This is a genomic window from Amaricoccus sp. B4, from assembly GCF_043226085.1.
Lineage (GTDB): Bacteria > Pseudomonadota > Alphaproteobacteria > Rhodobacterales > Rhodobacteraceae > Amaricoccus.
Genome location: NZ_CP171225.1, coordinates 274,245 through 289,406, shown reverse-complemented (window position 1 = coordinate 289,406; position 15,162 = coordinate 274,245). Strand labels below are relative to the sequence as shown.

The 15,162-nt window shown below is 65.7% G+C and carries 13 protein-coding genes; 10 read left to right on the top strand and 3 right to left on the bottom strand.

Features of this window, described 5'->3' with window-relative positions; genetic code table 11:
• Positions 1-2: 2 nt before the first annotated feature.
• From ACF66B_RS01370 to ACF66B_RS01345, 6 genes are all read left to right on the top strand, one after another.
• Positions 3-2,969, top strand: coding sequence for a 2-oxoglutarate dehydrogenase E1 component (locus ACF66B_RS01370; protein ID WP_111428606.1), 2,967 nt, complete (start codon positions 3-5; stop codon positions 2,967-2,969).
• An 11-nt stretch (positions 2,970-2,980) separates the two neighbouring features.
• Positions 2,981-4,519, top strand: coding sequence for a 2-oxoglutarate dehydrogenase complex dihydrolipoyllysine-residue succinyltransferase (gene odhB, locus ACF66B_RS01365; protein ID WP_111428607.1), 1,539 nt, complete (start codon positions 2,981-2,983; stop codon positions 4,517-4,519).
• A gap of 311 nt (positions 4,520-4,830) precedes the next feature.
• On the top strand, positions 4,831-5,559 hold the full coding sequence (locus tag ACF66B_RS01360) for an STAS/SEC14 domain-containing protein (RefSeq protein WP_111428608.1): 729 nt from the start codon (positions 4,831-4,833) through the stop codon (positions 5,557-5,559).
• A gap of 53 nt (positions 5,560-5,612) precedes the next feature.
• A complete protein-coding gene (gene lpdA / locus ACF66B_RS01355; protein ID WP_111428609.1) occupies positions 5,613-7,001 on the top strand; it encodes a dihydrolipoyl dehydrogenase in 1,389 nt (462 codons plus the stop codon).
• A gap of 109 nt (positions 7,002-7,110) precedes the next feature.
• Positions 7,111-7,710 (top strand): hypothetical protein, encoded by a 600-nt coding sequence (locus ACF66B_RS01350; protein WP_392663765.1) that lies wholly within the window; start codon positions 7,111-7,113, stop codon positions 7,708-7,710.
• A gap of 47 nt (positions 7,711-7,757) precedes the next feature.
• Positions 7,758-7,979: a hypothetical protein gene (locus tag ACF66B_RS01345; RefSeq protein ID WP_111428610.1), complete on the top strand. Its 222-nt coding sequence runs from the start codon at positions 7,758-7,760 to the stop codon at positions 7,977-7,979.
• Positions 7,980-8,082: 103 nt separating this feature from the next.
• On the opposite strand, the gene lipA is transcribed toward ACF66B_RS01345, so the two are convergent.
• Complete coding sequence (lipA, locus tag ACF66B_RS01340; RefSeq protein ID WP_111428611.1) at positions 8,083-9,054, bottom strand: lipoyl synthase; 972 nt, start codon at positions 9,052-9,054, stop codon at positions 8,083-8,085.
• Between the two features lie 24 nt (positions 9,055-9,078).
• The gene (locus tag ACF66B_RS01335; RefSeq protein ID WP_111428612.1) at positions 9,079-10,047 is read right to left on the bottom strand and encodes a hydrogen peroxide-inducible genes activator; all 969 of its coding nucleotides are present in this window, start codon (positions 10,045-10,047) and stop codon (positions 9,079-9,081) included.
• Between the two features lie 281 nt (positions 10,048-10,328).
• Here ACF66B_RS01335 and katG point away from each other — a divergent pair, with 281 nt between their 5' ends.
• The 4 genes from katG (at position 10,329) to ACF66B_RS01315 (ending at position 14,646) form a co-directional block, all read left to right on the top strand.
• Positions 10,329-12,503: a catalase/peroxidase HPI gene (gene katG / locus ACF66B_RS01330; RefSeq protein ID WP_111428613.1), complete on the top strand. Its 2,175-nt coding sequence runs from the start codon at positions 10,329-10,331 to the stop codon at positions 12,501-12,503.
• Between the two features lie 222 nt (positions 12,504-12,725).
• Positions 12,726-13,472: a VIT1/CCC1 transporter family protein gene (locus ACF66B_RS01325; protein ID WP_392663760.1), complete on the top strand. Its 747-nt coding sequence runs from the start codon at positions 12,726-12,728 to the stop codon at positions 13,470-13,472.
• A gap of 188 nt (positions 13,473-13,660) precedes the next feature.
• Positions 13,661-13,924, top strand: a complete 264-nt coding sequence (locus ACF66B_RS01320) for a Rho termination factor (protein ID WP_111428615.1) — start codon at positions 13,661-13,663, stop codon at positions 13,922-13,924.
• A gap of 212 nt (positions 13,925-14,136) precedes the next feature.
• Positions 14,137-14,646 (top strand): DUF1269 domain-containing protein, encoded by a 510-nt coding sequence (locus ACF66B_RS01315; protein WP_111428616.1) that lies wholly within the window; start codon positions 14,137-14,139, stop codon positions 14,644-14,646.
• A 49-nt stretch (positions 14,647-14,695) separates the two neighbouring features.
• On the opposite strand, the gene ACF66B_RS01310 is transcribed toward ACF66B_RS01315, so the two are convergent.
• A complete protein-coding gene (locus ACF66B_RS01310) occupies positions 14,696-15,109 on the bottom strand; it encodes a cupin domain-containing protein (protein ID WP_111428617.1) in 414 nt (137 codons plus the stop codon).
• Positions 15,110-15,162: the final 53 nt, after the last annotated feature.

Sequence of the window (15,162 nt, the reverse complement as noted above, 5' to 3'; positions counted from 1 at the left end):
CCATGACCGAGCAGTCGCAGAATACGGTCTTCCATTCGTCGTCGTTCCTTCAGGGTCAGAACGCGGATTTTGTCGAGCATCTCTACGCTCGCTATTCGGAAGACCCGGACAGCGTGGATGCCAACTGGCAGGCCTTCTTTCAGGGCCTCGGCGATGCCGCCGGAGACGTGACCAAGAGCGCCACCGGCCCCTCCTGGGCGCGTGCCGACTGGCCGCCCATGCCCAATGACGACCTGACCGCGGCGCTCGACGGCCAGTGGTCGCCGGAGCCGGTCAAGGCCGCACTCGGCGCGAAGATCCAGGCGAAGGCTGCAGAGAAGGGCGTTGCGCTCGACGAGACGCAGGTGCGCCAGGCTGTGCTCGATTCCGTGCGCGCGCTCATGGTCATCCGCGCCTATCGTATCCGCGGCCACCTCGCCGCCGACCTCGACCCGCTCAAGATCACCGAGGTGAAACCCCACCCCGAGCTCGATCCCGCGACCTATGGCTTCACCGAAGCCGACATGGACCGGCCGATCTTCCTTGACAACGTGCTGGGCCTGCAGACGGCGAGCCTCCGCGAGATCCTCGCGCTTGTGAAACGCACCTATTGCGGCACCTTTGCGCTCCAGTACATGCATATCTCCGACCCGCAGCAGGCCGCCTGGCTCAAGGAGCGGATCGAGGGCTACGGCAAGGAAATCCACTTCACCCGCCGTGGCCGGCGCGCGATCCTCAACAAGCTCGTCGAGGCGGAAGGCTTCGAGAAGTTCCTCCAGGTGAAATACACGGGCACCAAGCGCTTCGGCCTTGACGGTGGAGAGGCGCTGATCCCGGCGATGGAGCAGATCATCAAGCGCGGTGGCGCCCTTGGCGTCGAGGAAATCGTGATCGGCATGCCGCACCGCGGCCGCCTGAGCGTGCTCGCCAACGTGATGGAAAAGCCCTACCGCGCCATCTTCAACGAGTTCCAGGGCGGCAGCTTCAAGCCTGACGAGGTCGAAGGCTCGGGTGACGTGAAGTATCACCTTGGTGCCTCCTCCGATCGCGAGTTCGATGGCAATTCTGTCCACCTCTCGCTCACCGCCAACCCGAGCCATCTCGAGGCGGTGAACCCGGTTGTGCTCGGCAAGGTCCGCGCCAAGCAGGCGCAGAAGAACGATCCCGAGCGCCGCAAGGTGCTGCCGATCCTGCTTCATGGCGACGCGGCGTTCGCGGGCCAGGGCGTCGTTGCCGAGTGCTTCGGGCTTTCCGGGCTGAAGGGTCACCGCACCGGCGGCACGATCCACATCGTCGTCAACAACCAGATCGGCTTCACCACCGCGCCGATGTATTCGCGCTCGTCGCCCTACCCGACAGACATCGCGCTGATGGTCGAGGCCCCTATCTTCCACGTCAACGGCGACGACCCGGAAGCGGTGGTGCACGCCGCACGCATCGCGACCGAGTTCCGGCAGAAGTTCGGCAAGGACGTGGTCATCGACATGTTCTGTTACCGCCGGTTCGGGCACAACGAGGGCGACGAGCCCATGTTTACCCAGCCGCAGATGTATACCGCGATCAAGAGCCACAAGACGACGCTCCAGCTCTATACCGAGCGGCTCATCAAGGACGGCCTCATCCCCGAAGGCGAGATCGAGGACATGAAGGCCGCCTTCCAGTCCTACCTCAACACCGAGTTCGAGGTCTCCAAGGACTATCGCCCGAACAAGGCGGACTGGCTTGACGGCCGCTGGTCGGGGATCGGCAAGCACGAGGGCCGCTATCAGCGCGGCAAGACCGCCGTCGATCAGAAGACGTTGAAGAAGGTCGGTGAGGCGCTCACCCGCCTGCCCGAGAACTTCAATGCCCATCGCACCGTCCAGCGCATGCTTGATGCCAAGGCGAAGATGATCGAGACCGGCGAAGGCATCGACTGGGCGACCGCCGAGGCGCTGGCCTTCGGTACCCTGCTCGTCGAGGGCTACCCCGTCCGTCTCTCGGGCCAGGATTGCACCCGCGGCACCTTCTCGCAGCGCCATTCCGGCATCATCGACCAGCAGACCGAGGAGCGGTATCACCCGCTCAACCATATCCAGTCCGATCAGGCTCAGTATGAGGTGGTCGACTCGATGCTCTCGGAATACGCCGTGCTGGGCTACGAATACGGCTACACGCTCGCCGAGCCCAACGCGCTCACGCTCTGGGAAGCCCAGTTCGGCGATTTCGTCAATGGCGCTCAGATCATGATCGACCAGTTCATCTCGTCGGGCGAAAGCAAGTGGCTGCGCATGTCGGGCCTCGTGATGCTGCTGCCCCACGGCTATGAGGGACAGGGCCCTGAGCACAGCTCGGCGCGCCCCGAGCGCTTCCTGCAGCTCTGCGCCGCGGACAACTGGATCGTGGCGAATTGCACCACCCCGGCGAACTATTTCCACATCCTGCGCCGCCAGCTCCACCGGAGCTTCCGCAAGCCGCTGGTGCTCATGACGCCGAAATCCCTGCTGCGCCACAAGATGGCGGTCTCGAAGCTCAAGGATTTCGCCCGCGGCTCGAGCTTCCACCGCGTGCTCTGGGATGACGCCGACAAGGGCGGCTCGAGCGGCCTCTCGACCGCGACGCTGGCCGAGGACGACAAGATCCGCCGCGTCGTGATGTGCTCGGGCAAGGTCTACTTCGACCTCCTCGCCGAGCGCGATGCGCGCGACCTCTCGGATGTCTACATCATGCGTCTCGAGCAGTTCTATCCGTTTCCGGCGCTCTCCCTGACCAAGGAACTCGGCCGCTTCAAGAATGCCGATGTGATCTGGTGCCAGGAAGAGCCCAAGAACCAGGGCTACTGGACCTTCGTCGAACCCAATCTCGAGTGGGTCCTCGACCGCATCGGCGCGAAGCACACGCGCCCGCATTACGTCGGCCGTCCGGCCTCGGCCTCGCCGGCCACCGGGCTCGCCCGCGAGCACAAGGCGCAGCAGGATGCGCTTGTCAACGAAGCGCTCACCATAAAGTAAGGACCGTCCAGATGGCCGAAATCCGCGTACCAACGCTCGGGGAAAGCGTTACCGAAGCCACGATTGCCACCTGGTTCAAGAAGGTGGGCGATACGGTGGCTGTGGACGAGATGCTCTGCGAGCTCGAAACCGACAAGGTGACCGTCGAAGTGCCCGCCACCGCCGCCGGTGTGCTGAGCGAGATTGTCGCCAAGGAAGGCGACACGGTGGGTGTCGATGCCCTCCTCGCCAATATCGACGAGAATGCCGATGCCTCGGCAGGCGCAACACCGGCGCCCGCGAAACCGTCCGACACCTCCGAAGCTTCGGAGGAAACCGGGGGCGACTCCGGCGCCTCCGTCGACATCATGGTTCCGACGCTCGGCGAGAGCGTGACCGAGGCGACTGTCTCGACCTGGTTCAAGAAGGTGGGCGATACCGTCGCGCAGGACGAGATGCTCTGCGAACTCGAGACCGACAAGGTCTCGGTCGAAGTGCCCTCCCCCGCGGCCGGCACCATCACCGAGATCCTTGCCGAGGCCGGCGCGACCGTTTCGGCCGGTGGCAAGCTCGGCGTGATGACGGCTGGCGCCGGAACTGCCTCTGCCTCGCAGCCGGCGGCCGCACCCGACATCACCATGAACGCGCCCGCCGATGGCGGCCGTGACGTCGAGGATGCGCCCTCGGCGAAGAAGCTCATGGCCGACAAGGGCCTCGAGCGCGATCAGGTGACCGGCACCGGCCGCGACGGCCGCATCATGAAGGAAGACGTGCTGAAGGCCGGCTCCGCGTCCGCCGCAGCCCCGGCCGCCTCCGCGCCGGCACCGGCACCCACCTCGATTCCGCGCGCGCCCGTCCCGGCCGAAGACGCTGCCCGCGAGGAGCGCGTGAAGATGACGCGCCTGCGCCAGACCATCGCGCGCCGGCTCAAGGAATCGCAGAACACCGCCGCCATGCTCACCACCTACAACGAGGTGGACATGACCGCGGCGATGGAGCTGCGCAAGGAATACAAGGATCTCTTCGAGAAGAAGCACGGCGTGAAGCTCGGCTTCATGTCCTTCTTCGTGAAGGCCTGCTGCCATGCGCTCAAGGAAGTTCCCGACGTCAACGCCGAGATCGACGGCACGGACGTGGTCTACAAGAACTTCGTCCACATGGGCGTCGCGGTCGGCACGCCGACGGGCCTCGTCGTGCCGGTGGTGCGGGATGCCGACAAGATGGGCTTCGCCGACATCGAGAAGAAGATCTCCGAGCTGGGCGCCCGCGCCCGCGACGGCAAGCTCTCGATGGCCGAGATGCAGGGCGGCACCTTCACCATCTCCAACGGCGGCGTCTACGGCTCGCTGATGTCCTCGCCGATCCTCAACCCGCCGCAGTCGGGTATCCTCGGCATGCACAAGATCCAGGAGCGCCCGATGGCCATCAAGGGTCAGGTCGTCATCCGCCCGATGATGTATCTCGCGCTCTCCTACGATCACCGCATCGTCGACGGCAAGGGCGCGGTGACCTTCCTCGTCCGCGTCAAGGAAGCCCTCGAGGATCCGCGCCGCCTGCTGATGGATCTCTGAGCAGATCCCCGTGCCCGTCCCTCCCCACGAGACCAGGGGCGGCACCCGAGATGCGGGGGCTCGCGCAGCGGCGCGGGCCTTCCGGCTACCAGGAGGCCGGGAGGGAAACCCGGCATCCCGCATCGTCCGGGCGCATCCGCCGCGCCGGAACGATGCGGCGCCCGCCCCGACTGGGCATGCTTTTAACGCCGGACGGACAGGCCCGGCAGGATTATTTCTTTTCGCAACCGGTCTGATCCGATGGCGGCGCACCAGACCGAAAGCTGGCTGAACGGGGCTCGCGCGCCCCACACATTGCCCGGAGTCCTGCCATGATCGAAGTCACATCCTCGCCGGACGACACGGTCTTCGAATTCAGGGCCAGCGGCACCGTCACCGAAGCAGACTACCGCGATGTGCTGGTGCCTGCGCTCGATCGTGCGATTGAAGCCCGCGAACACATCCGCCTGCTCGGCCGCTTCGGCGCGGACTTCGACGGCTACACGGCCGGGGCGATGTTCGAGGATGGCCGGCTCGGCCTCAAGCACTGGCGCGGGTTCGAACGCGCAGCCATCGTCACCGACATCCACTGGATCACCGCGGCGGTGAAGGCCTTCTCGGTCTTCATGCCCTGCCCCGTCGCGACCTTCAGCCTCGGCGAGGAGGACGACGCCCGGCGCTGGCTGCGCGAGTCGCTCGGCAGCATCCACCACAGCGATCTCGGACAGGACGTGCTCCATGTCCGCCTGCTGGGCCAGCTCGACGGCGCCGCCTATGCTGATGTGACCGAGGACCTCAACGCCTTCATCCGCGGCCACGACCGCTTTCGCCTGCTTCTCGATCTCCGCGAGTTCGACGGCTGGCAGGGCCTCGGCGCGCTGGCTGCGCATTTCACCCTGGTCCGCGACCACCAGAGCCTGCTCGATCGTGCCGCCATCGTCGGCGACAAGGCCTGGCAGGCCCTTGCGGAACGGATCGGACGCCAGTTCATCAAGGCGCCCGTCCGCTATTTTCCCGCCGACGACTTCGAGCAGGCCAGAGCCTGGCTGCTCGCGGACTGAGCCGATGCTTTTGGGAGAGGCGCGGCACGCCAACGACTTCGAAGGAGACCATCATGGCAGAATATGACGTCATCGTAATCGGCGCCGGTCCCGGCGGCTATGTCTGCGCGATCCGCTGCGCGCAGCTCGGCCTCAAGACCGCCTGCGTCGAATCCCGCGAAACCCTCGGCGGCACCTGCCTCAACGTGGGCTGCATTCCCTCGAAGGCGCTGCTGCATGCCTCCGAACTCTACAAGGAATCGACCACCCATTTCGCCGATATGGGCCTCAATGTCGCGACGCCGAAGATCGATCTCGCGAAGATGCTCGAATACAAGCAGTCGACCGTCGACGGCAACACCAAGGGCATCGAATTCCTGTTCAAGAAGAACAAGATCGACTGGCTGAAGGGTAAGGGCAAGATCACACGGGCGGGGGAAGTCACCGTCGGCGAGACCGCCTACAAGACCAGGAATATCGTCATCGCCACGGGCTCCGAGCCCGCCTCGCTCCCCGGCGTCGAGGTCGACGAGAAGGTCATCGTGACCTCGACCGGCGCGCTCGTGCCCGGCAAGCTGCCGAAGAAGATGGTGGTGATCGGCGCCGGCGTCATCGGCCTTGAACTCGGCTCGGTCTATGCCCGCCTCGGCGCCGAGGTGACGGTGATCGAATTCCTCGACCACATCACGCCCGGCATCGACAGCGAGATCGCCAAGACCTTCCAGAAGATGCTCACCAAGCAGGGCCTGAAGTTCGTGCTCAATACCGCCGTGCAGAGCGCGACCGTCTCGAAGGGCAAGGCCACCGTCACCTACAAGTCCCGCAAGGACGAAGCGGAGGGCTCGATCGAGGCGGACATGGTGCTCGTTGCAACCGGGCGCAAACCCTATACCGAGGATCTCGGCCTCGCACATACCGGCGTTGTCGTGAGCCAGCGCGGCCAGGTCGAGATCGACAATCACTGGCAGACCGCAGTCCCCGGCATCTACGCCATCGGCGACGTGGTGAAGGGCCCGATGCTCGCCCACAAGGCCGAAGACGAAGGCATGGCGGTGGCCGAGGTGATCGCGGGCCAGCATGGCCACGTGAACTACGACGTGATCCCGGGCGTCATCTACACGAGCCCCGAGGTCGCCACCGTCGGCAAGACCGAGGAGCAGCTCAAGGAAGAGGGCCGCAAATACAAGGTCGGCAAGTTCCCCTTCATGGGCAACGCGCGCGCCAAGAGCTACTTCATGGGCGAAGGCTTCGTGAAGCTTCTCGCCGATGCCGAAACCGATCGCATCCTCGGTGCACATATCGTCGGCCCGCAGGCGGGCGAACTCATTGCCGAGGTTTGCGTGGCGATGGAATTTGGCGCCGCCGCCGAAGATCTCGCGCGGACCTGCCACGCCCACCCGACCTGCTCCGAAGCGGTACGCGAGGCAGCACTTGCCTGCGGCGACGGCGCCATCCACGCCTGAGCCCCCACTGCGCCGCGATCGCGGCGCAGAACGAATGGACGTCACATACTGTGACATCGAATTACGGCTGCCCTGTTTCATGTCATATGCAGTGACATGAAACAGGAGTGTGCCGCACGCCCCGGCCTCGTGCGTACAACAGCCCCCTCCGCGAGGAGAAAGCCCGGCAGACGCGCGCGGCGATCCTCGCCGCGCTTTTCGATCTGCTGCAGACATCGGGCTCCACAGAAGACATTTCCATGGAGGCGATCGCCCGGCAGGCCGGGATAGAGCGACGCACGCTCTTTCGCTCTTTCGCCACTTCGCGACCCGCAATGACCTGCTCGCCGCGTTCTGGCACTGGATCAACGCGCGCATCGGCGCCAATCCCGCGCCGCACAAGCTTGCGGAGATCGTCGACGGGCCGCGACAGACCTTCCCCCTTTTCGACAGCCACGACGGCGCGATCTGCGCCGCGCTGCATTCGCGCACCGGACAGGCGATGCGGGCCAATACCATCGCCGAGCGCCGTGCCGCCTTCCAGGCGGCGCTCTCCACCATCACCGACGGGCTCGCGCCCGGCGAGGCGGCCAGCGTCGAGGCGCTGGCGCATTTGCTGTTCTCGGCCTCCGCCTGGGAGGACATGAAGGATTACGGCGGGCTGAGCGGCACAGAGGCCGGCGAGACCGCTTCCTGGGCACTTGAGGTGATCCTCTCGGCGATCGCCTAAGGTCAAAGGCCCTCGGACAGGGCATCCATCTCAAGGAGTGACTTGCAATGACGTTTGACGTGATGCGGCCCGGCGAAGGCGACATCGTCTGGGCCGTCGCCGACCGCCTCCGCTTCCTCGGTGGAGTCGAAGGTCCGGCTCTGGAGCTGGTCGAGGTCGAGATCCTCGCGAACTCCGGCACCCCGGCGCCCGAGCCACAGCCGGCTCTCGCGCGCCTTGGCGCCGCCATGACCCGCCACGGCATCACCGTGCCGGCAACGGCCGGCTGACGCACCGGCCGCGTCCCCTGACGGGGCGTGCGGCCTCAACGTCAAACGCCCTCTGCCACCTTCAAGAAGGCAATGGATACGCGGAGAACGCCCGCTCCCCGCCTCAGGCCTGTTCGAGCTTTGCCAGCCGGGCCGCGCGCAGCTGGGCGAAATCGTCGCCCGCGTGGTAGCTCGAGCGGGTGAGCGGTGTGGCCGAAACCATCAGGAAGCCCTTGCCGTAGGCCGCCTTCTCGTAGCCCTTGAACTCCTCGGGCGTCACGAACCGCGACACGACATGATGCTTCGGCGTCGGCTGGAGATACTGGCCGATGGTCAGGAAATCCACATCCGCCGCGCGCAGGTCATCCATCACCTGCACCACCGCCTGACGCTCCTCGCCAAGCCCGACCATGATACCCGACTTGGTGAACATCGTCGGATCGATCTCCTTCACCCGCTGCAGCAGCCGCAGGCTGTGGAAATACCGCGCCCCGGGCCGGACCTCCGGATAGAGGCCGGGCACCGTCTCGAGATTGTGGTTGAAGACATCCGGCTTCGCCGCCACCACCGTCTCCAGCGCATCGGGCCCGCATTTGAGAAAGTCCGGCGTCAGCACCTCGATGGTGGTGTCGGGCGTCTTGCGCCGCACCGCCCGGATCGTCTGGGCAATGTGCTCCGCCCCGCCATCGGCGAGATCGTCGCGGTCGACAGAGGTGATGACCACATGCTTCAGGCCGAGCTTCTCGACTGCCACCGCAACTCGCCCCGGTTCGAACGCATCGAGCGCGTCGGGCCGGCCGGTCGCCACATTGCAGAAGGTGCAGCCGCGGGTGCAGATCTCGCCCATGATCATCATGGTGGCGTGGCCCTGGCTCCAGCACTCGCCCACATTGGGGCAGCCCGCCTCCTCGCAGACCGTCACCAGCCGGTTCTCGCGCATGATGCGCGCCGTCTCGCGATAGCCTTCGCTCACCGGCGCCTTCACCCGGATCCAGTCGGGCTTGCGCAGAATGGGCGTGTCGGGGCGATGTGCCTTTTCGGGATGGCGCGCCGCCCGATTGCTCAGGTCGCGGTCGCCAGGGGTCCTGTCTGCCATGATGATCCTCCGTCCTCGCGCTTATTACCGCGGTGCGGCAGAAATGTCCTGCGGAAATTCATCCGATCGGCTCGGATAATGCACCCAGGCATGCACGAGCTCCGAACGTCCGGCCTCCGCGAGAACGCTCGCGAGATCGGTAAACCAGCCATCGTCCACCGAAAGGTGCCGGCGCACGAGCCCGACCCGCCGCCGCGGCTCCGTGCCCGAGAAGCGACGCAGCACCAGACCGGGCGCCGAGGCGCTCTCGGCCCGGAGCGCGAGCTCGGGAACAAAGGTAAGCCCGATTCCCTCGCCCGCAAGACGGCAGAGCGTCGAAAGCGAGGAGGCGCGCAGATCCATCCGCGTCTGGTTGCGCCGCAGGCTGCAGGCCGCGAGCGCCTGATCGGCGAGGCAATGGCCGTCGTCGAGCAGGAGCAACCGTTCGGGATCGAGCCCCTCGGGCTGCGCCGCAGCGCCCACCGCCTCCATCAGCCGCCCCGAACCGCCGAGCAGGAACCGGTCGTCGAAGAGCGGGGCCTCGACCAGATCCCCGGCTTCCGTCGGCAGCGCCACGATCACCGCATCGAGCTCGCCCGCCCGGAGCTCTTCGAGCAGCCGCTCGGTGCGCGCCTCCCGCACGCCGAGATCGAGATTGAGATTGCGGCTCCGCAGGAGCGGCAACGCGGCGGGCAGCAGATAGGGCGCGATGGTCGGGATCACCCCGAGCCGCAGCCTTCCACCAAGGCCGCGCTCCCAGCGCGCTGCCTCGCTGAGCTCACGCATCTCCTCCATGATCCGCCGCGCCCGGACGAGGATCTCCCGCCCGACCGGCGTCACCACGATCTCGCGCCCGCCCCGCTCGATCAGCCGCGCGCCGAGCGCCTCCTCCAGCGTCCGGATCTGGACGGAAAGCGCGGGCTGGCTCACGTTAACGGCAGCAGCCGCCTTGCCGAAATGCCCGTGCTGCGCGAGTGCAATCAGGTACTTGAGCTGCCTGAAGGTAATTTCCATAATCTCAGATTATCGCAACAAGAATAAAATGCAATTTCCAATTATCACGCTAAGGTGCCATTTGAGAATCATTCCAGACTGAGCAAGGGAGGGAAGTCTGACCGAGCGAATGAAAGCGGCCGCCTTGGTGCCCCAGGGCACCTCGTGATCGGCCCGCGCCGAAATTCCAGAGAAACGAGAGACAATCGGAACCCCGCGGACGGCCCACCGAGCGGCCACGCGGAGAGAAATCCGCACCGGAACCCGAAGAGACACACGCTACGGCATCGGAGAGACTGAATATGGACGCAATCGTAGACAAGAACGCCGGCAAATGCCCGGTCATGCACGGTGGCAACACCGAAACTGGCCAGTCGGTGATGGACTGGTGGCCCAACGCGCTGAAGCTCGACATCCTAAGCCAGCACGACACCAAGACCGACCCGCTCGGCCGGGCCTTCGACTATCGTGAAGAGCTGAAGAAGCTCGATGTCGAGGCGCTGAAGAAGGATCTTCACGGCCTGATGACCGACAGCCAGGATTGGTGGCCGGCCGACTATGGGCATTACGGCGGCCTCTTCATCCGCATGGCCTGGCACGCTGCCGGCTCCTACCGCATCGCCGACGGCCGCGGCGGCGGCGGCACGGGCAACCAGCGCTTCGCCCCGCTGAACTCCTGGCCGGACAACGTGAGCCTCGACAAGGCCCGCCGCCTGCTCTGGCCGATCAAGAAGAAATACGGCAACAAGGTGAGCTGGGCCGACCTCATCATCCTCGCCGGCACGGTGGCCTATGAGTCGATGGGTCTCAAGACCTTCGGCTTCGCCTTCGGCCGCGAGGACATCTGGCACCCCGAGATCGATACCTACTGGGGCGCCGAGCAGGAATGGCTCGCGCCGTCCGACGCGCGTTACGAAGATGTCGAAGACCCCAAGACGATGGAAAACCCGCTGGCCGCCGTCCAGATGGGCCTCATCTACGTCAACCCCGAAGGGGTGAACGGCAAGTCCGACCCGCTGAAAACCGCAGCGCAGGTGCGTGAGACCTTCGCCCGCATGGCGATGAACGACGAGGAAACCGCCGCGCTCACCGCGGGCGGCCACACCGTCGGCAAGACCCACGGCAACGGCAATGCAGACGCCCTCGGGCCGGAACCGGAAGCCGCCGGCGTCGAGCAGCAGGGCATGGGCTGGGCGAACCCCAACCAGAACGGCCTCGCCAGCCGCGCCGTGACCTCGGGCCTCGAAGGCGCCTGGACCACCCACCCGACGAAGTTCGACATGGGCTTCTTCGACATGCTGTTCGGCCACGAATGGGAGCTTCGCAAGAGCCCTGCCGGAGCCAACCAGTGGGAGCCGATCAACATCAAGGAAGAGGACAAGCCGGTCGACGCCTCCGACCCGACGGTCCGCCGCAACCCGATGATGACCGACGCCGACATGGCGATGAAGATGGACCCGACCTACAACGCGATCTGCCAGAAGTTCATGGCCGATCCGGCGTATTTCCAGGACACCTTCGCCCGCGCGTGGTTCAAGCTCACCCACCGCGACATGGGCCCCAAGGACCGCTACGTCGGCCCGGACGTGCCCGCCGAGGATCTGATCTGGCAGGATCCGATCCCCAAGGGCAGCACCTCCTGGGACGTCGAGGCGGTGAAGGCGAAGATCGCGGCCTCGGGCCTCAGCCTCGCCGACATGGTCTCCACCGCCTGGGACAGCGCCCGCACCTACCGCGGCTCGGACATGCGCGGCGGCGCCAATGGCGCGCGCATCCGCCTTGCGCCGCAGAAGGACTGGGAAGGCAACGAGCCCGAGCGCCTCGCGCGCGTCCTCTCCGTGCTCGAGCCCATCGCGGCCGAGGCCGGGGCGTCGGTGGCCGACGTGATCGTGCTGGCGGGCAATCTCGGTGTTGAGCAGGCGGCGAAGGCCGCGGGCTTCGACGTCAAGGTGCCCTTCGCGCCCGGCCGGGGTGATGCCACCGCCGAGCAGACCGACGGCGACAGCTTCGTCCCGCTCGAGCCGCTCGCCGACGGATACCGCAACTGGCTCAAGCAGGACTATGTCGTGAGCCCCGAGGAGCTCATGCTCGACCGCACCCAGCTCATGGGCCTCACCGCCCCCGAGATGACCGTGCTCGTCGGCGGCATGCGCGCCATGGGGACCAACCACGGCGGTACCAGGCACGGTGTTTTCACCGACCGCGAAGGTGCGCTCACGCCGGACTTCTTCGTCAACCTCACCGACATGGCCTACAAGTGGGTCCCGGCGACCGGCGGCACCTACGAGATCCGCTGCCGCAAGACTGGCGCGGTGAAGTGGACGGCAACCCGGATCGACCTCGTGTTCGGCTCGAACGCGATCCTGCGCGCCTATGCGGAAGTCTATGCCCAGGACGACAGCGCCGAGAAGTTCGTGAACGACTTCGTGGCCGCCTGGACCAAGGTGATGAACGCCGATCGCTTCGATCTCGCCTGATCGGCGGAACGATTTCCCCGGACTGACCGGAGGCGGGAGCGACGCTCGCCTCCGGTCACTATCGCGGCGCCGGTCTCCCCTGCCGGCGCCGCATTTTTCCGTCACCGCTCACATTGCGACAGGCCGCGCGAACGGCGCGCTGCCCCGCCGGGTCTCCGAAGAGACTCGCATCGCATGCGGATCCGGATATATTTGAATCATTCCAGGATCCGGATCTCGGCCGTGACCAATGCCCTTACCGAAAAACTGCTGCGGCGCCGGCGTGACGGCCGCGGCATCGGCCGTGCCGAGGAGTTTCTCAAGCAGATCGTCTATGGCGGCAATGACGGCATCGTCACCACCTTCGCCGTGGTCGCGGGGTTTGCGGGCTATGGCGCGCATGGCGCCGCGGCGCTCGGCGGCATCGCGGTGCTGCTCTTCGGGCTTGCCAATCTCTTCGCCGACGCCACAGCCATGGGGCTCGGGGAGTTTCTCTCCAGCCGCTCCGAGCAGGATGTCTACCGCGCCGCGCGGCGCAAGGAGGAGCGCGAGATTGTCCGAAACCCCGACCGCGGCTGGTCCGAGGTGATCGACATCCTGATCTCCCGCGGCATGAAATGGGAGGATGCCCACCGCATCGCCGATGTGATCGCCCGAAACCCCGCCTTCATGGCTGATTTCATGATGCAGTATCAGGTCGGCATGGCCGATCCGGAGGAAAGCTCCCCGGCAGCGCGCGCGACGATGACCTTCGTTTCCTTCATCGCCTTCGGCTCCGCGCCGCTCCTGCCCTATTTCCTGCTCGGCCCCGATCCCGCGACCTTCCGCATCTCGGCCTTCGCGACCTTCGCTGCGCTGGTGGCGCTCGGCCTGCTGCGCTGGAAGGTGACGTCCGAGACGCTCCGCCGCTGCGTCGGGGAAACCGTCCTCGTCGGCGGCATCTGCGCCCTCGTGGCCTATGTCGTCGGGCTTGCCTTTACCGTGAATTGACGCACAGATCCCGATACTTCAAATACGTGTAAATCGTACTTTAATCGCAACTTTTCAGAGAAAGGTATTTAATACTGATGTCGGTCAATGCGAACGAGGGAATGCCTGCTCTAAGGTCCGATCTGCCGCTCCGGACGGGTGCGGCGACAGGTGTGGCGCGAGTCGCACCACGAACATGAGGTGAGACCATGACGAAGAAACATGGCCCGAAAATCGGCAACGTCATCCACCCAGAAGCCTTCGGAGGCAAGACCCTGCAGGATACGAAAACCGGCAATCACGAATCGAACGTGATCGGGCTGCGCAACACCGGACCGGACCGCGGCGGCATTGCCTACGAGGCCTGGTCGGAAGACGAACTTTACCGCAAGGCGCGCGAGCTCGACATTCCGGGCCGCTCCTACATGAGCCGTGCCGATCTGATCGCGGCCCTGCGCGACCGGGAGGTCTGACCTCCGCCCAGGACGCAATATCCGGGCGGCGGATGACAGCGGTGCCCCGCCGGAAGCAGGCGGCCGGGGCGCCGGCACTCGTCCCGGCCATCATCAAAATTTCACGTGAAACGCTCCGCTTCGGCTTCCCATGACGAAGGGCCGGGTCTAACTCTGAAATCGCCGCCGCCTGCGGCGCGCATGTTCTCTTCGTTGAAGCATTGGAGATCGGAATGCCTGATCTGGTTGCAGTCGTCTTTCCGAACGAGGCCCGGGCCGAGGAAGTTCGCGACAGTCTCGTCGAAATGGCAAAGGAATATCTCATCGAGATCGGCGACGCCGCCATCGCGCTGAAGACGGAAAAGGGCGTGAAGCTCAACCAGCTCCTCAACACCACCGCCGCCGGCGCGGCGGGTGGCAGTTTCTGGGGGCTGCTCATCGGCCTTCTGTTCATGAACCCGCTGCTGGGCGTCGCCGCCGGGGCCGCCAGTGGCGCAATCGCCGGACGCCTGACCGACGTGGGCGTCAACGACAAGTTCATGAAGCACATGGCCGAGGAGGTCGCGCCCGGCGAGGCCGTGCTCTTCGTGCTCGTCAACAAGGTGACGGGTGACAAGGTGCTCGAACGCCTCTCGGGCGTCGGCGGCCGCGTGCTGCAGACATCGCTCGACACCGCGGCGGAGGAAAAGCTCCGCGAAGCGCTCGCCGCACACATTCCGGCCACCGAACCCGCCGCCTCCTGAGGTCCGGGGTCAGTGCCCGCCGGTCCCTCCGGCGGGCACCTTTCCGGGCTCAGCCCGGCACCAGCGCCTCGAGCTCGGGCAGCAGGACCACGCTCTCCTGCTCGTTCGGATCGGTCCGCGCGATGACTGCTTCCGCCTCGGCCGCCGAGCGGTTCATCGGCAGATGCGGCATTCCGGCCGGGATGTAGAGCATCTCGCCCGCGCGCAGCACCAGATGCCGCTCGAGCCGCGGCCCGTAATACATCTCCGTCTCGCCCGTCAGCATGTAGATCGCCGTCTCATGGGCGGCATGCATATGCGCCTTCGCCCGGTCGCCGGGTTTCAGCCGCAGCAGATGCATGCAGATCCCGCCAGCCCCGGCGCTTTCCGCCGAGATGCCGGAAAAATAGGAGAACCCCTGCTTTCCGGCGTAGGTCTCATTCGCCCGAAACACCCTGCAATCCAGGTCCGTGTTTTCAGTCATTTTGCCGTCTCCCATGTGCTGAATGCTCCAGGCCGGGAGTCTCTCCGGATACC